The organism is Paenibacillus sp. MAH-35 (assembly GCF_058135425.1).
The window spans coordinates 15,980-41,865 of sequence record NZ_JBYUPU010000003.1 but is presented as its reverse complement, the minus strand read 5'-3'; the positions used below and the strand labels follow the sequence as shown (position 1 = coordinate 41,865).

The window sequence follows — 25,886 nt, the reverse complement described above, 5'->3', positions numbered from 1 at the left end:
CGAATTGAGAGGAAGCACCTCCTTCGGTTTGACTGAGAAGGGGTGCTTTTTCTTATGTATGGAAGTCGAGTTGTTTCGCCTCTGCGGGCGGTGATCGTATGAATCGGCCGCTTACGCTAGTTGCGGTAATGGTAGTGACCGGCGCGGCGATCGGCAGCCGGATGCCGCCGGGAATGCTTTCCTGGAAATGGGCGGTCACCGCTGCCGCTCTGGCCGTTATGACGGTGCTGCTCGCCCTGCCGGGGCGCAGATGGATCGGGCTGCTGCTCGTCGCCGTGGCGGCTGCCGCTTATTATCAAGGCTACGATTCGCGCAATACGACGGCGTTGGCACTTCCTCAGGCCGTTCAAGAAAGCGGACAGACCGGAATGGGAATGGCAGCCGCCAAAGCCGAAGCCGAAGCGGAGTTGGCCGGTACGATCGCTTCCCCGGTCGCCGTCGACGGGGATAAGGTGTCCTTCGTACTTCTTGCGCACCGTGCTGCCGTCGGCGAGGCGGAAACGGTCCGCCTGCGCGAGAAGGTACAGGTGTCGATCCGCCTGCTCCACGCCGATGAGCAGGAGCGGGCGTCCGGATGGGGGCGAGGCGATCCGATCGTCTTGGCCGGGACGATCCAAAAGCCGGGGTCGGCGCGCAATTTCGGCGGATTCGATTACAGCGCCTATTTGTACCGGAAACAGATTCATTGGCAGTTGTCGGTGAAAGGCTTGGATCAGACTCGCACCGGTCCGGAGGCGGACGGGGAGCTGCGGGGCGGAGGCGGACAACCGGGCGGTGAAGCGGCAGAGGGCAGCGATGGACGGACGGGCGGGGGAGCAGACGCCGGCGACGGGGCGATCGCAAAGCTGCCGCTGCCCGACTGGAGCAAGGTGTACCGCTGGAACGACGATCTGCGGAGTTATCTGGGAGGCATTATGGATCGGGCGTTTCCGGACCGGATCGATGCGGGGTATATGAAAAGCCTGGTGCTCGGCTTAACCGACGATATGGACCCGGATACGTATCAGCAGTTTTCGCAGCTCGGCTTGACGCACATCCTGGCGATCTCCGGGCTGCATGTGGCCGTTTTCGTCGGAGGCTGTATGTGGCTGCTGCGGCTGTTCGGCCTTACGCGGGAGCGGATTCTGGTCATCACGATGGTGATCGTGCCCTTTTACGTCGCTCTGACTGGCGGCTCTCCCTCGGCTGTTCGCGCGGGCATTATGGCGATGATCGGGCTGTATGCGGCGAGGCGGGGGCTTTGGAAGGACGCGCTGAACATCATCAGCTTGGCTGCGGTCGCCATGCTGATATGGAATCCTTATTTTTTGTACGACGTCAGCTTCCAATTGTCGTTTCTCGTGACGGTGGGACTAATCGTCGGCGTGCCCCGGTTCTCCAGGCTGCTTCCGGTCCGCTCGCAAGCGCTGAACTCGTTGTTGTCGGTTACGGTCGTAGCTCAGCTGATCTCGTTTCCGATTACCGTGTTTTATTTTAACGGAGTGTCGTTGTTATCGGCGCTGGCTAACTTGCTGCTTGTTCCGTTTATCAGCTTCGCAGTGCTGCCGCTCGGGACGTTCGTGCTGCTGGCCGGGTTGATCTATGAGAGAGCCGCAGGCTGGATCGGTGTGGTCACGTCTTATCTGAACGATGTAACGTTCTGGCTGGTGGACGTCGGGGCGGTGCACGATCCGCTCCGTCTCGTCTGGCCGAAGCCGTCTCTCCTGTGGGTGCTGCTGTACTACGTGCTGCTGGGAGCGGTATATGCAGGCGCCGCCAAATGGAAGGAAAGCGGCAAGCCGGCGTTTGCTATGGCGGCAGTCGCGGTTTTTATGTTATTTCTGTGGCATGGCTACGAGCCGGACCGGTTCGTCCGGGACGGCAAAGTCCATTTCGTCGATGTCGGTCAGGGCGACGCGATTCTCGTACGAACGCCGCAAAGCCGTCATATGCTGATCGACGGGGGAGGGACGGTAACGTTCCGCAAGCCGGGCGAGGAGTGGAAGGAGCGCCGCGATCCGTATGAGGTCGGAAAGAAGCAATTGGTCCCGCTGCTCAAGCAAAGAGGGGTCCATCAACTCGACCTGCTCGTCATCAGTCATCAGGATCAGGACCATATCGGCGGGTTGCAGGCGGTCGTCGAGCAGATCCCGGTGCGCACCGTCGTTATGAACGGGACGTGGAAGGGCAACGCCGGCTCGCGCAAGCTGTTCGAGACGGCGATGAGGCGCGGCGCGGAGATCGTCACGCTGGAGGAGGGGAAAACGGTCGCGCTGGACCGTTATACCGAACTGACTGCGCTCACTGCGTCCGGACCCGAGATGCCAGTCCGGCTTGCGGAGGAGCAAAATAACGAGTCTGTCGTGCTGCTACTGAATATGAGAAACATCCGCTTTTTATTTACCGGGGATATGGAAGCCCGGCAGGAGAAGCTGCTTCTCGAAGCGCTGAACCGGACACGCGGCGATACGCCCTCTTCTTCTCCGGTATCTGTCGACGTTCTGAAAATCGCCCATCACGGCAGCAAAACATCCACGACCGAGGAATGGCTCGCCTTCTGGCAGCCGCGAATGTCCGTCATCTCGGTCGGTCTCAAGAACAGCTACGGCCACCCGAACCCGGGCGTGCTGGAACGTCTTGAGCGATCGGGCACGACGATTTACCGGACGGACCGCGACGGAGAGGTGGTGTTTACGGTAACCGGCCAAGGGGTCCGGGTGGATAAGAAGCTGTAGGTGCTGGAGTTTCTCCAGCTAGGAGAGCGTCTACGAGCGCTGCGGCCGCTTGATCCGGAAACGTTAGTTTCAGAAAGAGTCGGTTTGTTTTCGCAAGTGTTAGCTGAATCATTCTCTCTTGCTAAGTTTGCATAGCCAGGTGTGTAAGGAGAAGTCGAACCAGGGGCACGTGATGGTCCGGCTTCTTATTGACATAAGAGTGTCATTGTGCGTGCTAAAGCAGAAAGGGCCTCTTACTCGTACAGTCAGCAAGTGTTCACAAGTAAGTCAAGTCGCTTTTCGTGGCCGTTTGGCTTTCACAACTACCGCCTATAGCGGGAAAAGAACGGAATAAGAGCGGTTTGTGAGGCTGTCGATTCATTGTGGACAACCAAGTGGAAAGGGAAAAGATTACCTTCTGGCGAGTTTTGTCTGGAATCCCCTACCTTACAATCCTTATTCAATCTAGGGATTCCGGACAACCTGTCTGAGCAGAAGAAGGTAACTTTTCACTTGGAACGGCCTACTAACACTTCTACACAATGAATCGACAGTCTCGTTTGTAATGTTCTATTTTCTCCAAAACCCGCTTGGATCGGGGAATAAGAGTGGTTTGAGACCGCTAATATCCGCGAAATGGGCACAGTCCCTCCTAGTTGCTTGAAATAAGGGGTGCAAACTGCCTTTATTCGTCTCTGTCCTGCGAATATGCTGAAAATAGAGGGTGCAAAAGACCCATATTTGACGAACGTGAACCAACCCCTTGTTCGTTATATGTCTTCTCAAACGGTGCAGCGGATATAGCGCAATGCAGGAGATTCTAACTCCGAATCTCCCAGCCCGGAAGCGAGAGAGCTCCCGCAAGTCCCCGTCGATGCTCCATGAAGTCCGCTCGATACAGAAACACGTTTTCACAGCTGGAATCGGTCGCGATTGACAACTCCACGCCAAAATGGTATAAAATGTACGTGCAATCCCCATATCAGTGTGACGATGGGAACTTCCTTGCTGGGCGGACTTGGTGGAAGAAACAAGCCGCGTACAAGGATCAGTAGCGCTTCAATATCGAGTCCCAGAGAGCCGGCGGTTGGTGCGAGCCGGTACGCGAATGAACGCGAAGTACGTCCCGGAGCATCCGAACCGAACCCGTTTCTTGCAAACGGAAGGGGAGGACGGACAATCGGCCGTTAACCGATCGAGTGGAGCATGCCGCGAACGGCACGTTCAATTAGGGTGGTACCGCGATGACTCGTCCCTGTAATCTGCAGAGGGGCGGGTCTTTTTTGTTGTACTGGAGATGAATGCCGGGAGCTCCCCGCTTATGGGGATCTTCATTTACACGACACAAGGAGAGATCGACAATGAGTGAAGCTCGTATGACGGATCAACAATTGCTGGAGGATTTGGAGTACCGGGGGCTGGTGTACCAGGTGACCGACCGGGAAGGGCTGAAGAAAAAACTCGAGAGCGAACGGGTCGTGCTGTATTGCGGATTTGACCCGACGGCGGACAGTCTGCATATCGGAAGCTTGCTGCCAATTTTGTGCCTTCGCCGGTTCCAGTTGGCCGGCCATATCTCGATGGCGCTCGTAGGCGGCGGCACCGGACTGATCGGCGACCCGAGCGGCCGCTCGTCGGAACGTTCGCTGAATACGGCCGACACGGTGGCGCAGTGGACGGAAAGCTTGAAGCGCCAGCTGTCGCGGTTTCTCGACTTCGACCTTCCGGACAATGCGGCAAGGCTCGTCAGCAACTACGATTGGCTGTCGACGCTGGACACGATCTCATTCCTGCGCGATGTTGGCAAAAATTTTACCGTCAACTACATGCTGGCCAAAGATTCGGTCGATTCACGGCTCGCTAACGGCATTTCGTTTACCGAATTCAGTTACATGATTCTGCAAGCCTACGATTTCCATAAGCTGCATCAGGATTTAGGGTGCTCGCTTCAGCTCGGCGGCAGCGATCAATGGGGCAATATTACGGCAGGGCTCGACCTGATCGGCAAGATGGGCGGCGGCGAAGCTTACGGCATGACGATGCCGCTGGTCACGAAAAGTGACGGCAAAAAGTTCGGCAAATCGGAAAGCGGCGCGATCTGGCTCGACCGCAACAAGACGAGCGCTTACCAGTTTTATCAGTTCTGGATCAATACCGACGATAACGACGTCATCAAGTTTTTGAAATATTTTACGTTCCTGACGCGCGAGCAAATCGCGGCGCTGGAGACGGAGCTCGGCGAGCGGCCGGAACAACGCGCCGCCCAGCGGGAGCTGGCCCGGGAAGTGACCCGGATCGTGCACGGTGACGAAGCGGTGGAGAGTGCCGAAAATATTACGCAGGCGTTATTCTCGGGAGACTTCGCCCGGCTGAGCGAAACGGAGCTCGTCGAAGCGCTTCAGGATATGCCGACGACGGTACTGAGCGGACAGCAGGAGACCGGACTGATCGACCTGTTGGTGGAAGCCAAGGCCGCCCCGTCCCGCCGTCAAGCCAAGCAGGATATCGAGAGCGGCGCCGTCTATGTCAACGGAGAGCGTATGAGCGGGATCGACAGCATGATCGGGGAACAACACCGTTTGCATGGCAAATACGTTGTCTTGCGGCGCGGCAAAAAAAATTATTATCTGATTAAGGTTGAAGCGTAAGGAAATAAATTTCTGAAAGCTAGGGGAGCTGGCGTTCGGCCGGCTTCCTTTTTGTTGTCCCCTAAGCCGAAGCGAAGCCGGAGGCATCGACGTGACAATGTTGCAAGACTGAACCGCCAAGGCGTAAGAAACGTCGATGGAAAGAAGGAACCGCCGGCGGTATACTGACCATTGAGCTTGTAACGAAACGAAGCCGCAAGCGTCTTTTTAAGAGTAATCATAAGAAGATGTTTCATTATCGTTACTAAAATATTTATTCGTTAAAGTGGTAGAGCTTAAAAGCGTTACATTACTTCGAAAACGAATTGCGGGTTGTTGTACCAAGAAGATCTGCCGTTTTAGCAGGGTCATATAACGCGGCAAAGACTTCGTTTAAAAGCTTTTGTTACTTGACACCTAATTTAATGTGGAGGAATACCGCCCTTGTTCGAAGCTTACCTGATTCCGATCCGATATGCGATCCTGACGTTTCCGATTGCGGCATTCGTCATCACGCTTCCGTTTCTGATCGTCCAATACCGCAAGTACGGATACTTGCACAAATTTCGCGCGGTGATCATCTACTCGCTGCTCTTGTATTTGATGACCGCACTATACCTGGTTATATTGCCGCTTCCCGCTACGCGGAATACTTGTGCGGCCGTTCAGGGAGCGATGGCGTCCTTCGTCCCGTTCCGGTTCGTGTACGATTTCTGGAAAGAAACCGGAGTCCATTTCGCGCAGCCGTCCACTTATGTGCAGCTGTTCAAGGAAAGAGCGTTTTGGCAGGCGGCTTTTAACGTGCTGCTGCTCGTACCGCTCGGGGCGTACTTGAAGTATTATTTCCGCTTTCGGCTGCCGGCGGCGGCTGTGTCGGCATTCGGGCTGTCGCTGTTTTTCGAGGTGACGCAGGTGACCGGGCTGTACGGCATCTACGATTGTCCGTACCGGCTGTTCGACGTAGACGATTTACTGCTGAATACGTCCGGCGGCGTGATCGGGTATTTGACGGCTCCGCTTCTGATGAAGCTGCTCCCCCGGATCGAGGGACTCGATGAAAACGTCGATTTGAAGTCCGAACGGGTCGGGCTGACCCGGCGGCTGATTGCCGTCCAGCTTGATGCGATGCTGCTGTTTCCGCTCGTTGTTTTCTTTATGAAAAGCGCGGATCTGCGGATTTATTTTATTACCAGCTTCCTGTATTTCATCGCGCTGCCTTATGCGACCAACGGTTGGACGTTCGGCAAATATATCGTCCGGATCCGGGTGAAGGGACAGGGCGAACGCATCCGGCTGAAAGAGCTGCTGATCCGTTACGGCAGCCTGTACGGAATCGTCGGCGGACTTAACGCCGTCATTCTGAGCCAAACCGTTCAAAAGCTGCCTCCGATCTTGTTCGCCCTGTGCGCGATGATCGTCCTTGTGGTGAATCTCGTTTTCGCCGTGCATGTCGGCTTGCGGCTGTTCCGCAAAGACAAAACGCTGATCTACGAAAAATGGAGCGGTACCGGGCACGAAGTGGTGTAACTCCCGGACCGACCGCACCTGCAAGCAAGCCGTCCCGTACTTCGGGGCGGCTTTTATTTCATCTGCCAGAACGTTTAAGTTCATACCGTGTTCTGATGAGTAAGGAATCGGATCGTGCTTATGGCTGAAAACCGACGTTATTCCAGACGTAACGAATCCGGGAATCGTTATCGAACCGAAAGTGGAAAAAAACGATCCGATTTGCGGGAATAACCATACAAGAGTTCGTTACAAATTCAAACGCCCGGATTCGGCTCTGATAACGAATGTTGGGAGACTGTCGATTAAATGTGTAGAAGTGTTATCTGGCCGTTCCAAGTAAAAAGTTGCCTTCTTCTGCTCAGACAGGTTGTCCGGAATCCCTTTATTTTAATGGAATTTAAGGTTTGGGATTCCAGACAAAACTCGCCAGAAGGTAATCTTTTCACTTTCCACTCGGTTGTTCATAATGAATCGACAGTCTCGTTGGATTCGTTAGCCATACCACCGCATGAAGACCACACGCCTGAGGGCGAGCGGCTGGAGCGAAGGTATCTATTCCTTTCCAACGTACAAACAAACGTATGGGTTTACACGTCAAAGGACCATCCGGACAGCTTTTCTTATTTACCAGAACGTATCGTGGGAGTGGCTCTAAATCACGGTAAACGCCAGCGTCAAAAGACGCGGTAGGCATTTATCCTTGGAGTGTGCGGATAGCGGCCCCCCAAAGCATGGGCATCTGTGCGTTTCCCGCCTTCGACCGAACTTTCTCCCCGGGTTCCCCGTCTTCTTAACCGAACGGCCTAAAACTTGACAGAGCTTGCGGACAGCAGCGCGATATGCGTATGCGAAGGCGCCCGGAGAGCGGTATACCGCATCCAAATTTTCTGTTATTCTAGTAATTGACCGGCGTGCCGGAATTTTTTTTATGGTTGGTGCAACTTTTTTTTCGACAATCCCGTTTAAAAGGTTGCAAGAGAGGGGGATCCTTGTGGTAGCGCTGGAGTTAATCAAAGCTGCCCAATCGGGCGATCGCGACGCTCTAATTACCCTATTGCGAGAAATCGAGACACATGTGTATCGTACCGCTTATTACATTCTTGGAAACGAGCAAGACGCTAAAGATGCCGCGCAAGAAGCGCTGATCCGGATATATACGAAAATCAATTCCTACGAAGAAAAAGCGCAGTTTAAAACGTGGGTGCAGCGGATCGTCACGAACATCTGCATCGACAAGTTTCGCCGGACGAAAGCGACGGTATCGATCGAGGAGCACAACATGACGTTTACATCCCACAATAACGTGGAAGACGAGCTGATATCGACGTATGTCGCCAAAGATATTCAGGAGGCGATCGAACGCCTTCCCGAGCATCATCGTACCGTGGTCGTGCTCCGCTACCTGCAAGATTTCTCTTATAACGAAATCGCCGATTCTCTGGACTTGCCGCTGAACACGGTGAAATCGTACTTGTTCCGGGCGAGGCAGCAGCTGCAGTCGTTACTCCAAGAATACCAGAAAGGTGGTGTGCGGGGATGAATTGTCAAGAGGTGATGGAACTGATGCAGCGAGATCTGGATCGGGATTTGAACGACTCGGAGCATGAGGCTATGACAGCCCATTTGCAGCAGTGTCCGGATTGTGCGGAAATGTATTCCAGGCTGCGGCAATTGTCCCAAGAGCTCGCCAGCTTGCCCAAAGTCGCGCCTCCCTTCAGTCTGGTGGATTCCATCCTGCCGCAGCTTGCGGAGATCGATCGGCAGGGCGACGGACTGGCCGCAACGGCTACGGCGACTGCGGGGGCCGCTTCCGTGTCCGTACCGGCTCCCGTAACAGCAATCCCGGCCCCGATCGAACGTCCCCGCCGGACGAGAGGGATCTGGTCGATCGCGGCCACGGGCGGCATCGTAGCGGCAGGGCTGCTGATGGCTTTGTTTATAAACGATATGAACGGCACCAATAAAGTAGCTGACGAAGGCTTATTGTACAGCAGCGCGGAGTCTACGGCGGCTCCGCAAAGCGCCGGACAGCTAAGACGTGAATCCGGCGGCGCTTCCGCTATGGATACGAAGTCGGATACCTCCGATGCTGACGGTTCGGCCGGCAATATGGAGAAGAAGCTGCCACTAGGGACAGCCATCACGAATCAAAGCGGAGGCTCGGAGGCTCCTCCTCCCGATAAAGAAACGGCCGAGCGGGCGGACCCGGCCGTACAGCCGCGTTTCCAGCCGGCGAAGCCGTCCGAACAGGCGAATGCCGGACAAGAAGCGGGAGCGCAAGAAATCGGCGAACGCAGCGGCATAAATACGTATACGGCTCCGGATGACGCCAAGAAGCCGGAGACGAATGCAGAGGCCGGCGGCGGTTCCCCGGCGGCGGATATCGCTCCTCCGAGTATGGAGATTACGGCACCGGCGTTAGGCGACAGCTCGGGCGACCGGACGACAGACCCTGCCATTACCGACAAAAATAAAATTACAGCTGATAAAGGTCGGGAGGCACAACCGGAATCGACTAGTTCCGATTCGGCGAAGAGCGGCAGACCGGACGCCATGGGGTTAATGGCCAAACCGGACCCCGAGCTGCTGTCGGAGGACGGCGTGCTGGTTGCCGTGGCCGACCAGGCCAGCCGTTCGATCGTCATCCGTACGACCGACGGTAAAGAGACCCATATGTACACGTCGCCCCAGTGGTCGGCGAACGAACAAGTCCGGCTTCTGAAATGGAGCGGCAGCTCGAAGCTGACCTACTCGCTAACGACGGAGAGCGGCGTCACGAAACGGATCGAAATCGACGTAGCCCAGCGGAAGGAAACGAATATACAGCAGCCGTAAGCGTCCGCGCTTACGGCTTTTTTTCAAAAATAGGCCCGTTTCCGCCGCACCTTTTCGCCGCCGCCGCGTATGTTATAGTAACAACCGAGAAGTTCGAAGTCCTGCCGCGTATGACCATTCGGCACCGGCGCCTGGGAGCCTAGGCCGGATGTTTATATAGATGTGCTGGGACAAAGGGATGATGTCAAAGTCTATTGATTTTGACGTGATCCCTTTGTTTTTGTTAAGATGAAGATCAAGTTACAGCAGACTCGTCAAGAGGTGGGGAACGTGGATTACAAATCGGCGGCGAGGGAGATCGGCAAAGGAAACGTGTCGCCCGTTTATGTGTGCTACGGCTCGGAAACTTATTTGCTTCGGGAATTTACCGGTTATTTGATCCAGAAGCTGATCGAGCCGGAGTACCGGGAGTTTGCCATCAGCAAATACGATCTGGCGGAGACCAGCCTCGATATCGTGCTCGAGGATGCGCAGACACTGCCTTTTATGGCGCCCAAGAAGATTATATTGGCGGATAACGCCCAGTTTTTTACCGGAGCGAAAGAAAGCGGCAAGGTGGAGCATCACCCGGAGAAGCTGCTGGAGTATATGAAGGCTGCCGCGGAATTTAGCGTTATCGTATTTATCGTGAATGCGGACAAGCTGGACGAACGTAAAAAAATCGTAAAATCGCTAAAGGATACGACGATTCCGTTCGTGCCGATGAATGCGGAGGAATTGCTGCAATGGGTCAAGAAACAGGCGGTCCGGCAGTCGTTCACGTTCGCGGAAGGTGCGGACGATCAGCTTATTTTGTATACCGGGGGTGGGCTTCAGGCACTTTCGGCGGAGATGGAGAAGCTGTCTTTGTTCGTGGGGGAGGGCGGAACCGTAACCGGAGATATTGTAGACCGTCTCGTTACGCGAAGCACCGAACAAAACGTCTTTATTCTGATCGACGATATCGTCCGGCTGCGGCTGAACCGGGCGTTCTCGATCATGTACGACCTGCTCAAGCAGAAGGAAGAGCCGGTGAAGATCGTGCTGCTCATCGCACGCCAGTTCCGGATCGTGCTCCAGGTCAAGGAGCTGTCCAAGCTCGGTTATTCGCAGCAGCAGATGGCCGGCCAGATCGGACTTCATCCGTACGCGGTCAAGGTGGCTGCTGAGCAGGGGCAGAAGTATACGCCGGACAAGCTGGAGACGATTCTCGCGGAGTTGGCTGAGCTCGATTACAGACTGAAGACGGGGAAGGTAGACAAGGTGCTGGGGCTGGAAATGTTCCTGATGCGGCTTGCTTCGTGAGAACGACTCGTATGGTACGGAGACAACGGTAAACGGTCTGAAAACAATAAAGAAGTCCTTGCCGATGTGCAAGGACTTTTTCGCTTAACCTTGTGCGGAAAGCGCGTTGAGTTGTTTCGCCAGGCGAGACTTTTTGCGGGCAGCCGCATTTTTATGAATCAAGCCTTTGGAAACGGCTTTATCCAGCTTTTTGGACGCAGTAATCAGGGCATCTTTAGCCGATTCAACGTTTTTAGAAGCTGTTGCAGTTTCGAACGTTTTGACTGCCGTACGCAGGGCCGATCTTTGCGAAGCGTTTTGAAGGCGACGCTTGTCGTTCGTCTTCACGCGCTTGATGGCGGATTTGATGTTAGGCACGATCGTTCACCTCCTTAAACCGAAAACGTGCACGCGACTGTGTCAGGGACAACCGTACGTCGCGTATCATGTCTGTCGACAACTTTATACATTCTACCACGGTACAAGCCAAATTGCAATAACAGCAGAACGCCTCCGCCGGGGTCTAACCCAATACCGATCTGCTCCTCCGAAGACGTTGTCCGTACGCCGCCGAACCGCCTCCCGCCTGCCGCATAATCGCAGCGAAAAGCTCACAAACTACAAAGCAGGTTGGAATGGAAAGGAGAACAAACAAATGGACCTCGATTTGAGCCCGTATTCGGTTCGCACCGATCTTGCGCTGGAAGCGAAGGAACTGGCGTCAAGCCGGCACGGGGACACCATCCCCGGCGTACATACGGAAACGGCGGAAGACGATGACATGGTCATTACGAAAATGCATATTGAAAACGAGCAGGGCTCCCGAGCGGTAGGCAAGCTGATAGGAAACTATATTACGCTCGAGATTCCGAGACTGAGGGAGAAAGATTCGGATCTGCAGGACAAGGTGGCTACCCGGCTGGCCCAGGAGTTTTCTACATTTCTGCAGCGGATCGGCATCACGAAGGACGCCAAGGTGCTTATTATCGGACTCGGCAACTACAACGTGACGCCGGATGCACTTGGTCCTTTGGTTGTGGAAAACGTGATGGTCACGCGGCACTTTTTCGAGCTGATGCCGGATCAGGTCAGTCCCGGATACCGTCAAGTCAGCGCGGTGGCGCCCGGGGTGCTCGGTACGACCGGAATCGAAACGAGCGAGATCGTGCAGGGCATCGTGGAACGCTCGAAGCCCGATCTGGTCATCGCGATCGACGCGCTGGCTTCCAGAGCGCTGGAGCGGGTCAACACGACGATCCAGATCGCCGATACCGGCATTCATCCGGGGTCGGGCGTAGGCAATAAACGCAAGGGGCTCACGCGTGAATTTCTCGGTGTGCCCGTCATCGCCATCGGCGTGCCTACCGTGGTGTATGCGTCTACGATCGTGAACAGTACGATGGATATGATGATCGATCATTTTAAGCAGCAGACGACCAATACGAGCCAGATTTTCGGCCTGCTCGACGGCATGAACGAAAACGAACGGCTGCAGCTGGTCAAGGAAGTGCTCGATCCGGTCGGTCACAACCTTCTCGTAACGCCGAAGGATATCGACCAGTTTATCGAAGACATGGCCAACATTATCGCCAGCGGGCTGAACGCCGCCCTGCATGACGCGATCGATCAGGACAATGTTGCGGCTTATACGCACTAATCTGCTGACGCACTGACGTGCCGGCCGGCTTCAACCGGGCAAGGAACCAAATAAGAGCGGTTTGTCCCCGCAAACCGCAAATCCTCATCAACGAGCGGCGGCTGGAGCGAAGGTACTCATGTTCACCCACACAAAAGTATGGAAATTTAGCACGTCAAAAACCGTCCGGATGCTATTTTTACCGGACGGTTTTTCTATATGCACAAACCGCACGCAAATCATTGGCTCCATTCAGGAGCCGTCATGCCGGGCCGATTTCCGATAGTCCAGCGGATTCGTCCGCGTCAGCTCCTTGAAGACACGGCCGAAGTGGCCGATATTTTCATACCCGACATTCTCGGCGATCCGCGTCACTTTCAGGCCGGTTTCCCGGAGCTGCCTTTGCGCCTCGCGGATCCGGACCGTGTTGACATATTCCACGAACGAAAATCCGGTTATTTTCTTGAATGTCCGGCTCAGATGATAGGGACTTACGTAATGCGCCTTCGCCACTGATTCCAGCGACAGCGGCGAAGCATACGTTTCGTTAATATATTCGACGATCTCGGACATTTTTTTGTGAGCCGGGCTTTCGTGCTCGTACGGTTCCCGTTCCTGCTCCTGCCGGTCCAGCTTGCGTCCGCACCAGAGAAGCAGCGTAGCGAGCTGGGCTTGCAGACACGTCTCGCTTCCCGGCAGCGCCTCCGTATCCTCTCTCAGCATATCCTGGAGCAGTCGCTCGATCCACTCCCTCTCCTGGAGATTAAGCGACAGCCGTCTTATTTTGCGGCGGAACGGCTCGAACAGCAGCGGTTCGTTGAACGTGTCGAGAAACCGTTTATTAAAGTTAATAAGCATCCGCTCGTGATTCGGCACGCCGACGTCGGCCGTTTTGTGCAGCTCGTTTTGATCGATGAAGACGACGTCGCCTTTGCGGACGCGGTACGTATTGTCTTTTATGAAATAGTTGCGCTCGCCCGACATCAAATAATAGATTTCGTACGGTTCATGAAAATGATTGGTCGGCATCGAATGGTGGCCCGATATTTTATTTTGATGAATGTAAAACGGCTCCCGCACTTGCGCGGCCCCCTTCATTCCGTTCTTCTTCATGGCGATCTCCTTGAGCTTGTTGGTAAAAGTGTACATCCATTTGGGTAGACGGACAAGTAGCGTTAGCGCGTTTGGAGCGGACACAGCCTGCCCGAGAATCGAAGTTGAGGTTGCGCAAGATATGCAAAGAATGAGCGGAAATCCGCAATAAATCCGGAGAATCCGTTGATATGTTGCGTTAAAATGAAAGCGAATGAACAACGAGTAAGGGGAGAATACCGATGACACGGAGAAAATATGCACTGGTCGGAACCGGAGGCAGAGCCGAGTTTTTTTACGGTGCCTTGGCCAAAAGCTACCGGGACCGCTGCGAACTGGTCGCTTTTTGCGATGTGAACCGCACCCGTCTGGAATACGCCAACCGTCTGCTGCGGGAGAAGTACGATTACCCGGAGGCGAAGCTGTACGCTTCCGATCAATTCGACGAGATGATCCGAAGCGAGAAGCCGGATACTGTTATCGTCACCTCGATGGACCGCACGCATCATACGTACATTATCCGCGCTATGGAACTGTGCTGCGACGTGATCACGGAGAAACCGATGACCGTGGACGAAGAGAAGTGCCAGGAGATTATCGATGCGGTCAAGCGGACGGGACGCGACCTGCGCGTTGCCTTTAACTACCGGTACGCTCCGCATAATACGAAGATTCGCGAACTGATCATGGACGGCGCCATCGGAGATGTTCATTCCGTTCATTTCGAATGGCTGCTGAATACGCTGCACGGAGCCGACTATTTCCGCAGATGGCACCGGGACAAACGCAACAGCGGGGGACTGCTGGTCCACAAGTCGACTCATCATTTCGACCTCGTCAACTTCTGGCTGGGCACGGCGCCGGAGACGGTGTATGCGATGGGCGGGCTGATGTTCTACGGCCGGGAAAATGCCGAGCGCCGCGGCGTGACGAAGTTTTACCAGCGGGCCCACGGAAGCGAAGCGGCGAAGGACGATCCGTTCGCCATCCATATGGAGAACAATAAACATCTGAAGGCGCTGTATCTGGACGCGGAGAAAGACGACGGCTATCAGCGCGACCAGAGCGTATTCGGCGACGGCATCAGTATCGAGGATACGCTCGGCGTGATGGTTCGTTACAAAAATAAAGCGATACTGACTTACTCCTTGAACGCTTACTTGCCTTGGGAAGGCTACAACGTCGTATTTAACGGCAGTAAAGGGCGGATGGAGATGAAAGTCGTCGAGCGGGCGTATGTGAACTCCGGCGGCAAGAAGGAGGAAGAAGGGGCGCTTTCGTACAAAAAGCTGACCGTTCAGCCGATGTTTGAGCGTCCGTATGAAGTGGCGATCGAAGAACGGGCCGGCGGACACGGCGGCGGGGACCCGCTCCTGCTGAACGATCTGTTCGGCGACCGGACCGAGGACCGTTTCGAGCGGGCCGCTTCCCATGTGGACGGAGCCGTATCGATCCTGACCGGAATCGCCGGCAACATCTCGATGAAAACCGGACAGCCGGTCCGTATCGGCGATCTGGTCCAGTTTTAACCAGAGAAACCTCTGCCCCCGCCCAGCGCGGGGAGCGGGGGTTTTATTGTTTGTTCATAAAAAAAACGCGCCCGTCGATTTGACAGCTTCCAAGAAGTGGGGATATATTAGTATCAGGTACTAATATCAGATACTTAAAAATGGAGGCGGACGAGATGAAAGTTTTCATTATTACCGGTACATCCAGAGGACTGGGACAAGCAATAGCGGAGCAGCTTATGGCTCCCGATCATTTGCTGTTATGCATTTCCCGGAATCGAAACGAAGACCAGCTCTCCCAAAGCGACAATGTTCGTTTTATCCCGTTTGATCTGAACGAAACCGACAGGATCGAAAGTCTCATGCAAACGGTGTTTGATTGCTTGGACCGATCGAAGCTGGAAGGCATTTATTTGATCAACAATGCCGGCGTCGCAGCTCCGCTGAGTAACGTCGAGTCCGGAGATCCGGTCGCGATTGCGGCTAATATCCATATTAATCTGCTTGCCCCTGTTCTGCTTGCTTCTCTATTTATCCGGCATACCAAGGAGATGCAGATCGACAAACGCATTATAAATATTTCATCGGGCTCCGCTCAAAATCTGCTGCCGGGCATGAGCGTGTATAGCGCGTCCAAGGCCGGCTTGGACGTATTTACGAGAAGCGTCGGTATAGAGCAGGGAGAAGGGCTAGGAGCCGTCAAGATTGCCTCGGTATGGCCCGGAATGGTCGACACCGCCCTGCAGCAGGAAGCGAGAACCCGTGATTCGAGCCAGTTCGCCGCTGCGGAGCTGTTTCATAAGGCCAAGGAGAACGGTATGCTCACTTCTCCGGAGCGGATGGCGGGCAAGGTGATCCAGCTGCTTTTCGGGGAGATGGAGCAAGGCTCGGTTGTGGATTTATTCGGGTAAACCGTGACAAACGCTCCGCATTCGTTTTACAATGATTTCTAGATGGACTAGAAGGCTGGAAGTCTAACAGTTCCGGCAGACGGGAGGTGGGCTTCGATGATAGAGTTGCCGAACCGGGCGCTGGAATGGGTAGTAGACTCGGTACGTCCCGGCGCCAAGGTAACGTCCGTGTCCAGGCTTCTGGGAGGGACGTCGTCGCTTATCCACAGCATTAAGCTCCAAACCGGACGGGAAGAAGCCGACTATGTGCTCCGGCTTATCAACAATGAGGAATGGCTGCAGGAGGAACCCGACGCCGCTTGGCACGAAGCGGAAAGTCTCCTCTTCGCATCCGGCAGCGGCTTGCCGGCGCCCCGGCTCGTTGCTTGCGACCAGTCGGGAGAATCATGCGGAATGCCTGCCGTACTGATGACTAAGATAAGCGGGTCCGTCGTGCTGCGTCCCGAGAATCTGGACAGATGGCTGGGAGGATTGGCGGATACGCTGACCCGGATTCATGCAGTCCCGGCGGACGGCTTCGCTTGGCAATATGCGGCCTACATCGATCTGGAGACGCTCGAAGCGCCGGAGTGGTCCGGCTTGTCAAGCGAGTGGAGCAGAGCAATCGCATATGCAAGAGACAGGCGTCCCGCAGCTAAGATGTGCTTCATTCACCGGGACTACCACCCGGCCAACGTATTGTGGACCGGCGGCTCGGTTAGCGGCGTCGTCGATTGGATTAACGGCTGCCGGGGACCGGCCGGCATCGATGTCGGGCAGTGCCGGTCCGACCTGGCCCAGTTGTACGACGTCGCGACGGCCGACGCTTTCCTGTCCGCCTATGAGGCCGCAGCCGGCAAGCAATTTGCTTACGACCCTTATTGGGATCTGGTAGCGCTTATCGATACGCTGTTCGGTCCGCCGGCCGTATTCAGCGGCTGGAAAGCTTTGGGCGTTACCGGACTTACGGACGGGATGATGGCCGAGCGGGTGGATGCCTATATGCTTAGTTTGCTTAAACGGATTTGAATACAACGCACGATTGCAGCCGGGACGGACGGCGGATTCCGCGGCGACTTTTATGAACGGAGGGAACAGGATGCAGGCGATCAAGCTAAAACCTTTTGTCCCGTCGGGCGAGGACTACGGGCTGGCTCAGCGGTTTTTCGAGGAGCTGGGATTCGAGAAAATATATGCGGACAACGGAATTACGATCTTCCGGCTGGACGAGCTGGAATTTTATTTGCAAAACTTTCATAACCGGGAACTTCAGGATAACTTTATGGTGGAGCTGGTCGTGTCCGATCTGGACGGCTGGTGGACGCATATCCGGCGGATTGCGGAAAGCGGTGAATATCCGGTCCGCTGCAAGGAACCGACCTTGTATCCGTGGGGCAAGCGGGAAGTTCATCTGATCGATCCCGCCGGCGTCTGCTGGCATTTATCCGAAGCGAAGCGTCAGTAAAGGGGCAGATAGGCATCCGGCAGTTCCTGAAGGCGTATAACGCTTCAGGACTGCCGGATGGATGGGATGGGGCGGGCAGTTAGCGCTCAGCCCGCATCGTCGACCGGATGTCCGTGCCTTTTCCGCTCGCCCAGCAGTTCCGTGACCGTTACGAACCGAAACCCTCTCGTTTTCAACTCCGGCAATATTTTCGTAAGCGCCTGTACGGTTTGCGATGCTCCTTCCCCATGGTCGTGAAACAGGACGATATCCCCGTTTCTCGCGTTGTTCAACACTTTATTCGTAATTTTCGCCACGCCGGGGGCGCGCCAATCCTCGGTATCCTGATGCCAGGACCATAGGACGACCGTATAACCGTGCTGCTTGGCTGCGGCGACGATCGATTCGTTATAGTGGCCCCCGGGCGGACGGAACCAGGGCGCGTCGGTCAAACCTGCCGCCCTTATCGCTTCTTTGGCTTTGCGGATTTCCGTATCGATCGTCTTCTCCGGCGTTCCGCGGCGAAAGTACGAGTGCTTCATCGTATGATTGCCCAGCTCATGGCCATCCGCAACAAGCTTGCGCGCCGTGTCCGGGAACCTCGCCGTCCGCTCCCCGGTTACGAAAAACGTAGCTTTCGCCTCGTATTGTTTCAGCAGCTCCGCGATTTGCGGCGTGTACACCGGATCGGGACCGTCGTCGAACGTCAGTGCGATCCATTTCTCCTCCATCGGCACTTCCCACACAATTTCCCCGCGCGTCTCATAATATTCCCTCGACTTCGGCTTGGCGCCGGCAGCCTGGCCCGCTGCGGGGATCAGACAGCATAACAGCGCCGCGCATGCGACAGGCCGCATCCATTTTAATCTCATGGTTCGTTTTTCGCCTCTCTGTTCGTTATAGAGTAAGGACTCGTCTATAGTTTTCCCAAACCTGAAGTTTATTCCACATAATTTGCCGAGGCTGGCGAACAATACGGAAGTGATTCTTGATGGAGGAGGCTAGCCTGTGGCCTACAGAATGACTGTTCTGCTTCTTGCCTTTGCAACTGCGCTTGCGCTTGTTATGCCGGGGCCGGTATCGGCCGCTCCTCGCGAGGCGGCTGCCAAAGCGGCGACCGTACAATTTATCGTTTCCGTCAAGACGAGTCAGGGCGCGTTATATGAAACACGCAAGTCGTTCGTAAAAAAAGTCTGGAGCCGGGCATGGCCGAAAGCAGCTGCGGCTGCGGATCATGGGGCCGGCGGCCGGGTCCCTTACGGCGATGCTTATATGGAAGTAAAGGAAGGCGGCTCGAGCCGGACGTTCTCACTAAGGGAAGACGGCTCGCTGCTGGAGCCGGATACGGGATCGGTCATCACGATGCCCGCCCCGATTCGCAAGGCATGGGTCCAATACGCCGAATCGCTCCGAACGATCCACTACGGAGAGCTGGTTGCCTGGGACGATGCCAAAACGGGCGTGCCGCTGAAGAGCAAAGTGACGGTCGTGGATCTTGAGACTGGACTGACTTTCCGGGCGCAGAGACGGGCCGGCAATCTTCATGCGGACGTGCAGCCGCTCACCAAGCAAGATACGGCGACGATGAAGCATATCTACGACGGCTCGTGGAGCTGGAAGCGGCGGGCCATTCTCGTCTTGTATGGGGGACGCAAAATAGCGGGCTCGATGCATGGCATGCCGCATGGCGGAGACGGTATTCCGGATAATGATTTCTCCGGACATTTTTGCATTCATTTCCTCGGCAGTTCGACGCATAAGACGGGAGCCGAAGACTACGCCCATCAGCTCATGGTCCATAAGGCGGCGGGCCAGCTGGACGCGCTGCTGGACCGGTCGCCTCCGGCCAAGCTGGCGGAGACGTTTCTGGAGTCGCTCAAGCAGGAGGACGACGCGCTGCTGGTCGCCGCTCTCCGGGGAACCGACCCTGACACGCTGAGCCGGTACCGCAAGCTGCTCCGGTCGGTGGAAAGCGTGCGGTACGAGCTTCCGGCTGCGCAAGATCCGAAGGACGATCTGACCGCGGAGTACAGGGTCAAGGCGCTTGTGGACGGACGCGGCGGCGGGATTCGCGAGCAGACGTTCCGGTTCCGCTTCGCCAGAGAGGCAACCGGTTCGCCTTGGCTGCTGACGGAGGTCGGCATCGAGCTGCAAGGCAACCGGGGGAAACAGCCGTAAAACAAACAATCGCGATAGCAAGCAATGACGTATTACGCTCCCCTTTGGGCTTGGGGGAGTTTTTTTGTTGCATAGGACCCATACCGCCAGTACGCCTAAAGCATACGATGAAAGGGATTGCTACCCATAAAACGAGGAAGTGACCAGAAAGGATGAACATCGCCGTAATCGCTCCCGGAGAAATACCCGTTCCGCCCCGGGTAGGCGGCTCCGTGGAGCATTGCATCGCCGAGATTACGAAACGGCTGTCCACCTCGAACCGCGTGACGGTATACAGCCGCCGCAGTCCCGGTTATCCGGCTTCGTCGCGCCAAGGCGCGCTGTCCCATGTCCGGGTTCCGGGCGGCGGAGCAGGACGGTATCTCGGCCATGTGCTTGGCCGGATGGCGGGCAGGAGCTTCGATTGGATTCAGATCGACAACCGTCCGTCTTATGTGCCGCGCGTCAGGAGCCGGTTTCCGGGAACGCGGATCGCCGTTTTTTTGCATTCGACGACGTTTATCAGCCCGCCCCGGACGACTCTTACCCAAGCGGCCCGCCAGCTTGCAGCCGCCGACCTGGTAGTCGCCAACAGCAAATCGCTGGCCGCGCAGATCCGGTCGCTTTTCCCCGGCGTCCGGCATAAAGTAAAGCATACGCCGCTAGGTGTGGACGTCTCACAATATAAGCTCCCGAGCGCTTCGCAGAGAGCTGCGGCGCGCCGCGAATTCGGCGTAAGCGGCTCGTTCTCCGTCTTGTTTGCCGGGCGTCTGATCCCGAAAAAAGGGGTTCCCGTCCTCATCCGGGCGATGAAGCTCGTGTGCCGTTCGGTCCCCCGGGCGAAGCTGCTCGTCGCCGGCGGCGCGGGTAACGCTTCGTATGTGAGGGGATTGAAGCAGATGGCGGCGAGGTACGGCGTTCCGGCCCGGTTTGCCGGTTATGTGTCGCGCAAACGTATGCCCAGGCTGTATTGGGCCGGGGACTGCTTCGTCTGCCCGTCTCAAGGGCATGAAGCGTTTGGTCTCGTAAATGTGGAGGCGATGGCGTCCGGCACCCCTTGCGTCGCTTCGGCTAACGGCGGCATCCGGGAAATCGTGCGCCACGGCACCACAGGCAGGCTGGTAGCCCGATACCGGAGTCCGGAAGCGTTCGCCGAGCAGATCCAAATCGTAGCGAGGGACGCCAAAGGTTCCGCAGCGATGGCGATTCGCGCCCGGGAAGACGTGGTGCGCCGGTTCGGCTGGTCGTCTACCGCAGCCCGGCTGGCCGGGTTGTACCGCCAATACCGAAAAAGGAGAAACTGAAAGCATGCCTAAAAACATAACCAGAGTGACGAGCAAACTTAGAAAAACAGCCGCTCTGCTGCGGGACGAGAGCTTGAGGGCATACGTACCCGTTACGGCGAGAATGAACCGGCATACGCTTCGGAACATGTTGGATACGCACCGTATGGTTTACGTGAAGCCTAATGTAGGAACGTTCGGCAACGGAGTGATCCGGGTGGAGAAGCGGGGCGAAGGCAAAGACGCTTACTGGTTCCAATCGGGGGCGAAAGCCCGCTCGTTCCGTTCCTTCGCCGCGATGTTCGCCGCTTTGTCGCAGGCAAAGGCGCGCCGTCCTTATTTGGTGCAGAAGGGCATTCATCTGCTCAAGCACAACGGGCGCAGATTCGATCTGCGGGTCATGGTGCAGCACAATTTGCAGCAAAGGTGGGAAACGACCGGGATTATCGGGCGGCTGGCCCATCCGAAGAAGATCGTGACCAATTATCATAACGGCGGAACGCCGATGAAGGCGGAGACGCTGCTTGGAAGCCATATGCCGGCGGCACGCCGCACGAGGATGATGAGCCGGCTGAAGCAGCTTGGGTTATCAACGGCGAGACAAATGAGCCGCTCCTTCCCCGGCGTCAAAGAGATTGGCCTCGATGTGGCGCTGGACCATACGTTGCATCCGTGGATTCTGGAAGTGAATACGAACCCGGACCCGTACATTTTCCGGGTGCTGAAGGATAAGTCGATGTTCCGGAAAGTGATCCGGTATGCCAAAGCTTACGGAAGAATCCGGAAATAACCCCGAACCGGTTGAGAGATTGTGAGAGTGTCCGGACGAATCGTCCCCTATACCCGCAAGCGGCAGGCTGATCGTGCGATAAAATGCCCAGGTATGAACCGGCATCGTAATCGCACGGTCGGTCGGCGCGCGGAGAAAAGGGGACTTTTTTTGCCTGGGATCGTTCTAGCGGACGCGCGGCTTTCATAGATTTGATAACAGATAGACTTGATAGACACACTCACATCCGGGGAGGGATATCGATGAAATGGGTCGTAGCCACGTTTAATGTCAGCGCCGTTACCCGCACGCTGCGGACCGTCCGTTCGGTGAGCCGCCAATTCGCCCTACTGTCGACCGCCTCGCTGCTGCTTTTGTTCGCTACCGGGTTGATCGGTCTCGCGCAAAACAAAGGGTCCAATTCCTCCATTTCTTCGATGAAAAGCGCCGTTGCGACGCTTTCCGTCGCTTTTTTTCTGGACATGCTGGCGATGGAGATGCCTCATCTGCAGAAAGAGATAACCACATCGACCTTTTCGCCGACCAATACCGCGACGTTTCTGATCCGTTCGCTGACCGGCGTTCATCCGCTCGATCCGGCAAGTCTCCTGGCAAGCGAAATTCCCGGCCTGCGCAGTGAGGCGAGCGCGCTGCTGTACTCGGGAACTGCGACGCAAAATGCCGATTCACCGGCTGACTTTACGCCGCCGGCCGATGCGATTCCTACCCAGATCGGCCCCTCGGGCCATACCGGCCCGTCCGATCCGCCTCCGGCTGCATCGGTCACTCCGCCGCCGGCCCATCCGGCAACCGAAGCCGCCCAAGCGCCGCAAGTGTTCATTTACCATTCGCATAACCGCGAATCGTTTCTGCCCGAGCTGAAAAGCAAAGGCATCACCAAGCCGGATCTGGCTTATGATCCCGACATCAATATAACGCTGGTCGGCAAGCGGCTGAAGGAACAGGTGGAGGCGAAGGGGATTCGGGTCATTCAGGAGACGACCGATTACCCGTCCACCGTCAAATCGTTTCAATACGCCAAATCGTACGCGTACTCCGCCCAGACGGTAAAGACCGCGCTGGCCCAAAACGAGAATATCGGCATGATCTTCGACATCCATCGCGACTCGCTGGCAAGAGAAAAAACGACGGTTAAACTGGGCGGAAAAGATTACGCACAAGTGTACTTCGTCGTCGGCAAAAAAAATCCCGGCTGGGAGAAAAATTCCGAGTTCGCCGGAAAATTGAACGCGATGCTGGAGGAGAAAATGCCCGGAATCTCCCGCGGGGTATACGGTAAAGGCTCGAACGGCAACGGGGAGTACAACCAGTCGTTATCCCCGAGCAGCATCCTGATGGAAATCGGCGGACCCTACAATACGCTTGAGGAAATGTACCGGACGGCGGATGTGCTCGCCGACATTATCGCGGAGCTGCAGAAGGATGCGGTGAAAGCGAGCGCACCCGCCGGATCGGCGAAAGGAAAAGGAGGAAGCCTCGGATGATGAAACGAGCCCGTCTAGTAAATATGGTCCGCTCCGTTCGCTCCGATCCGGAGGACGGCGGCATCATGGTGCGGATCTTTATCGCCTACGCCGGAATTGCGCTGCTGCTGTTCGCCCTCGCCGCCGCCGCCGTCTTATGGATGTCCTATGCGAACGTGTCGCCGAAAAGCTCGATGAAGCGGATGGCTTCGGCCGTCTCCGCCGATTTCTTCATCGATATGCTCGGCATGGAAGCCACTTCGATGAAACGTCCCGGCGAAACGACGTTTTCAGGCGGTAAAATCGGGGTGTATTTGGCGGAGCGCATGTTCCACGTCGATCCGTCGGAGCCCAAGTCCCTGCTGGCAAGCGAGCTCCCGGCTTTGCGCAGCGGCCAGCCGGGCGGCGGTCTGATCGCCAAGGGGCCGTCGCCTGCGGACGGTAAGGATGGCACGCCCGCGCTGTCCGGTACGACGGATACCCCGGGAGGGGAGGCGCCGCCGCCGGATCAGGGCGAGCCGCCGCAGACGGGAACCGGAACGGCTCCGGACCCGGCCGCTCCTGCGGGAGGCGGAGGCACCGCAGCGCCGGACCCGATCCCGGTCCATAAACCGACTACCGAAGGACGCAAGGTTGCTTTTGTGTATCATTCGCATCCGAGAGAGTCGTATTTGCCCGAGCTGAATGTAAGCAATGTCAATGAAGCTGAAGATTTGAAGACAAACGTAACGCTGATCGGCAAACGACTGGCGGAAAAGCTGGAGGAGGAAGGCATCGGCAGCGCACATTCGGGCGTCGATTATCCGACGGCGGTCCAAGGATACAACTGGAATTTTTCCTACAAATATTCGATGCAGACGGTTAAGGAAGCGTTTGCCCAGCATAAGGACCTTGCCTTTCTGTTCGATATTCATCGCGACTCGGCGGGACGGGATATCACGACAGCGTCGATCGGCGGCAAAGATTACGCTAAAGTGTACTTTATCGTCGGCAAAAAAAATGAGCGCTGGGAGCAAAACGAGGCGTTCGCCAAACGGATTCACGAGAAGCTGGAAGCCAGCTACCCGGGGCTGTCGAGGGGAATCTGGGATAAGGGAAGCGGCGGACATGCCGAGTACAATCAGTCCGTATCGCCGAACAGCATCCTGATCGAAGTAGGCGGAGCGTACAATTCGCTGGAGGAGTGTTACCGGACGGCGGATGCGCTGGCCAAGACGATTGCCGCTCTATATTGGGAAGCGGAGAAAGTGAACGCGCCGGCCGGCGTCAGCGCGAAAGGGAACGTGTCCGACCAGGCCGCCGTGGCGGTCCATCGGTAAATAACACATCGCATGGCGATGAAGGAAGGGGAGTAACGACATGTCACGCTACTCGGGAATGTTCGTTTGCATCGTACTGATGATGTGCTTCGGCATTTTTTTCGGAATCGAGCTTGCCACCAAAGGCATGGAGCGCATCCACGGGCCGGCCCCGGCTTCGGTGCAGCCGGGCGCCGCCGTTCAGCCGCAGCCGGTTACGCAGGCGCCGCCGCCGGCCGCCGGGAACGGACAAACGCCGGTTAGCGCCAAGGGTCAAGGGGGAGAAAACGCAGCGACGGCCGCCCAACCGAAGCCACAGCCGCAGCCCCTCACCACCGATTCGGGCGTCAACCGGGTCGGCAACCAGATCGGCGATATGCTGCAATCGGTTGCCCATGGCACGATCCGCACTGTCGTTTCTTTGCTGGACAGCATCGTCAATTAACGTACCGCTCGGGTTGCGAAATAAGGAACCGGATAACGGGGAATATACATAAAAGCACATATCCGGGATTCGTTTCAAACGGGCGTTTGAACCGGTCAAACAGCCGCTGGTTTGTCCGCGAAGCAAGTGGTATGATATAGGGGTCAGCAAGCTGGTTACGAAGTTGAACTTTGCTCCGCAAAGTTCGGCGGATGCTTACGAAGTTGAGTTTTACTACGTAAAACTTGGCGGATGCTTACGAAGTTGAACTTTGCTCCGCAAAGTTCTTAAGGAGGAATTGCCATGATGAACCGGCGCTTTGTAATCGAAGCCGTCATGGTTGCCGTGTACGGGCAACTGCTGGTGCCGGGCCGTCCTGTGGAGTATTTGATCCCGTTCTCCACCATTCAGGAGCTGTATGAAATGCGTGACAGCGACGAGCCTGTCATGCCGGAAGCGGACGAAGATGAGCACGTCAAGCAAAAAATCGGAGAACTGATCGCTTTTTTTGAAGAGTCGTTCAACCGCAAAAAGATTGAGCGGGCGCTGCAGATGCCGTGGAAAAAAAGTCCGCCGCTGCTTGTGAACGACGAAGTCACCTTTACGGTCGTGTACGCGATCGACAACGCCCACTACGGCGAGACGTTCGATCCGGTCGAGACGGAGCTGATTTTGACCGCGCTCCACGAGAAAGCGCCGATCGTGACCGATCATCTGGAATTTCTGGACAAAGTGATCGATGGGGAAGTCCCCGTTCAAACATACGATGTCGAGGATTTCGAATATGCGCTGGAAGAACAGCTGACGGAAGAGGACTGGAAGTCGCTCTGACATCGGGCCTGCATGGCAGGAGCGATGGGGCGGATTCCGGCGTTAAACGGCTGTTCACCCGGGGAAGGGTTTCCCGTGTCCTTCAGGACCGGCGGGAGCCCTTTTTGGCGTCTTTGGGCCGCCGGGTGTCTGTTGTTCGCCCG

General features: G+C 56.2%; 21 protein-coding genes and 1 other annotated feature. Of the genes, 18 read left to right on the top strand and 3 right to left on the bottom strand.

Features of this window, described 5'->3' with window-relative positions; all coding sequences use genetic code 11:
- Positions 1 to 98: 98 nt before the first annotated feature.
- The 6 genes from AC3Y2E_RS03760 to holA all read left to right on the top strand — a co-directional run bounded on the left by AC3Y2E_RS03760 (position 99) and on the right by holA (position 10,948).
- Positions 99 to 2,714: a DNA internalization-related competence protein ComEC/Rec2 gene (locus tag AC3Y2E_RS03760; RefSeq protein WP_379207297.1), complete on the top strand. Its 2,616-nt coding sequence runs from the start codon at positions 99 to 101 to the stop codon at positions 2,712 to 2,714.
- 1,007 nt (positions 2,715 to 3,721) lie between these two features.
- Positions 3,722 to 3,953, top strand: a binding site (T-box leader).
- A gap of 116 nt (positions 3,954 to 4,069) precedes the next feature.
- Positions 4,070 to 5,341 (top strand): tyrosine--tRNA ligase, encoded by a 1,272-nt coding sequence (tyrS, locus tag AC3Y2E_RS03755; RefSeq protein WP_379207760.1) that lies wholly within the window; start codon positions 4,070 to 4,072, stop codon positions 5,339 to 5,341.
- A gap of 423 nt (positions 5,342 to 5,764) precedes the next feature.
- Complete coding sequence (locus AC3Y2E_RS03750) at positions 5,765 to 6,847, top strand: VanZ family protein (RefSeq protein ID WP_379207295.1); 1,083 nt, start codon at positions 5,765 to 5,767, stop codon at positions 6,845 to 6,847.
- A 973-nt stretch (positions 6,848 to 7,820) separates the two neighbouring features.
- The gene (locus tag AC3Y2E_RS03745; RefSeq protein WP_190929503.1) at positions 7,821 to 8,369 is read left to right on the top strand and encodes an RNA polymerase sigma factor; all 549 of its coding nucleotides are present in this window, start codon (positions 7,821 to 7,823) and stop codon (positions 8,367 to 8,369) included.
- Entirely contained in the window at positions 8,366 to 9,664 is a 1,299-nt protein-coding gene (locus tag AC3Y2E_RS03740) for a zf-HC2 domain-containing protein (RefSeq protein WP_379207292.1), read from the top strand. Before AC3Y2E_RS03745 ends, AC3Y2E_RS03740 begins: the two co-directional genes overlap by 4 nt.
- 270 nt (positions 9,665 to 9,934) lie before the next feature.
- A complete protein-coding gene (gene holA / locus AC3Y2E_RS03735) occupies positions 9,935 to 10,948 on the top strand; it encodes a DNA polymerase III subunit delta (RefSeq protein WP_379207290.1) in 1,014 nt (337 codons plus the stop codon).
- Positions 10,949 to 11,032: 84 nt separating this feature from the next.
- Here holA and rpsT read toward each other — a convergent pair whose 3' ends face one another.
- A complete protein-coding gene (rpsT, locus tag AC3Y2E_RS03730; protein ID WP_190929506.1) occupies positions 11,033 to 11,305 on the bottom strand; it encodes a 30S ribosomal protein S20 in 273 nt (90 codons plus the stop codon).
- 277 nt (positions 11,306 to 11,582) lie between these two features.
- On the opposite strand from rpsT, the gene gpr reads away from it, so the two are divergent.
- Positions 11,583 to 12,584, top strand: coding sequence for a GPR endopeptidase (gpr, locus tag AC3Y2E_RS03725; protein ID WP_379207287.1), 1,002 nt, complete (start codon positions 11,583 to 11,585; stop codon positions 12,582 to 12,584).
- A 231-nt stretch (positions 12,585 to 12,815) separates the two neighbouring features.
- On the opposite strand, the gene AC3Y2E_RS03720 is transcribed toward gpr, so the two are convergent.
- Positions 12,816 to 13,676: an AraC family transcriptional regulator gene (locus AC3Y2E_RS03720; RefSeq protein WP_379207285.1), complete on the bottom strand. Its 861-nt coding sequence runs from the start codon at positions 13,674 to 13,676 to the stop codon at positions 12,816 to 12,818.
- A 221-nt stretch (positions 13,677 to 13,897) separates the two neighbouring features.
- Between AC3Y2E_RS03720 and AC3Y2E_RS03715 the strand changes: the two genes are divergently transcribed.
- From AC3Y2E_RS03715 to AC3Y2E_RS03700, 4 genes are all read left to right on the top strand, one after another.
- The gene (locus tag AC3Y2E_RS03715) at positions 13,898 to 15,184 is read left to right on the top strand and encodes a Gfo/Idh/MocA family oxidoreductase (protein WP_379207283.1); all 1,287 of its coding nucleotides are present in this window, start codon (positions 13,898 to 13,900) and stop codon (positions 15,182 to 15,184) included.
- Positions 15,185 to 15,339: 155 nt separating this feature from the next.
- Positions 15,340 to 16,074: an SDR family NAD(P)-dependent oxidoreductase gene (locus AC3Y2E_RS03710; protein WP_379207281.1), complete on the top strand. Its 735-nt coding sequence runs from the start codon at positions 15,340 to 15,342 to the stop codon at positions 16,072 to 16,074.
- A 96-nt stretch (positions 16,075 to 16,170) separates the two neighbouring features.
- Positions 16,171 to 17,082: a phosphotransferase family protein gene (locus AC3Y2E_RS03705; RefSeq protein WP_379207279.1), complete on the top strand. Its 912-nt coding sequence runs from the start codon at positions 16,171 to 16,173 to the stop codon at positions 17,080 to 17,082.
- A 70-nt stretch (positions 17,083 to 17,152) separates the two neighbouring features.
- Positions 17,153 to 17,518, top strand: a complete 366-nt coding sequence (locus AC3Y2E_RS03700) for a VOC family protein (RefSeq protein ID WP_379207277.1) — start codon at positions 17,153 to 17,155, stop codon at positions 17,516 to 17,518.
- 86 nt (positions 17,519 to 17,604) lie between these two features.
- Here the strand turns inward: AC3Y2E_RS03700 and AC3Y2E_RS03695 are convergent, their stop codons facing one another.
- A complete protein-coding gene (locus AC3Y2E_RS03695) occupies positions 17,605 to 18,369 on the bottom strand; it encodes a polysaccharide deacetylase family protein (protein ID WP_379207275.1) in 765 nt (254 codons plus the stop codon).
- A gap of 136 nt (positions 18,370 to 18,505) precedes the next feature.
- On the opposite strand from AC3Y2E_RS03695, the gene AC3Y2E_RS03690 reads away from it, so the two are divergent.
- The 7 genes from AC3Y2E_RS03690 to AC3Y2E_RS03660 all read left to right on the top strand — a co-directional run bounded on the left by AC3Y2E_RS03690 (position 18,506) and on the right by AC3Y2E_RS03660 (position 25,743).
- Positions 18,506 to 19,675: a hypothetical protein gene (locus AC3Y2E_RS03690; protein WP_379207273.1), complete on the top strand. Its 1,170-nt coding sequence runs from the start codon at positions 18,506 to 18,508 to the stop codon at positions 19,673 to 19,675.
- Between the two features lie 152 nt (positions 19,676 to 19,827).
- Positions 19,828 to 20,958: a glycosyltransferase family 4 protein gene (locus AC3Y2E_RS03685; protein ID WP_379207271.1), complete on the top strand. Its 1,131-nt coding sequence runs from the start codon at positions 19,828 to 19,830 to the stop codon at positions 20,956 to 20,958.
- Between the two features lie 4 nt (positions 20,959 to 20,962).
- The gene (locus tag AC3Y2E_RS03680) at positions 20,963 to 21,727 is read left to right on the top strand and encodes a YheC/YheD family protein (protein ID WP_190929514.1); all 765 of its coding nucleotides are present in this window, start codon (positions 20,963 to 20,965) and stop codon (positions 21,725 to 21,727) included.
- A 242-nt stretch (positions 21,728 to 21,969) separates the two neighbouring features.
- Positions 21,970 to 23,211, top strand: coding sequence for a stage II sporulation protein P (gene spoIIP / locus AC3Y2E_RS03675; RefSeq protein WP_379207269.1), 1,242 nt, complete (start codon positions 21,970 to 21,972; stop codon positions 23,209 to 23,211).
- A complete protein-coding gene (spoIIP, locus tag AC3Y2E_RS03670) occupies positions 23,208 to 24,509 on the top strand; it encodes a stage II sporulation protein P (protein WP_379207267.1) in 1,302 nt (433 codons plus the stop codon). The genes spoIIP (AC3Y2E_RS03675) and spoIIP (AC3Y2E_RS03670) overlap by 4 nt, the downstream gene beginning before the upstream one ends.
- A 40-nt stretch (positions 24,510 to 24,549) precedes the next feature.
- Positions 24,550 to 24,933 (top strand): DUF3679 domain-containing protein, encoded by a 384-nt coding sequence (locus AC3Y2E_RS03665; RefSeq protein ID WP_379207264.1) that lies wholly within the window; start codon positions 24,550 to 24,552, stop codon positions 24,931 to 24,933.
- Positions 24,934 to 25,218: 285 nt separating this feature from the next.
- Entirely contained in the window at positions 25,219 to 25,743 is a 525-nt protein-coding gene (locus tag AC3Y2E_RS03660; RefSeq protein ID WP_190929605.1) for an ADP-heptose synthase, read from the top strand.
- The last annotated feature ends 143 nt before the right edge of the window (positions 25,744 to 25,886 follow it).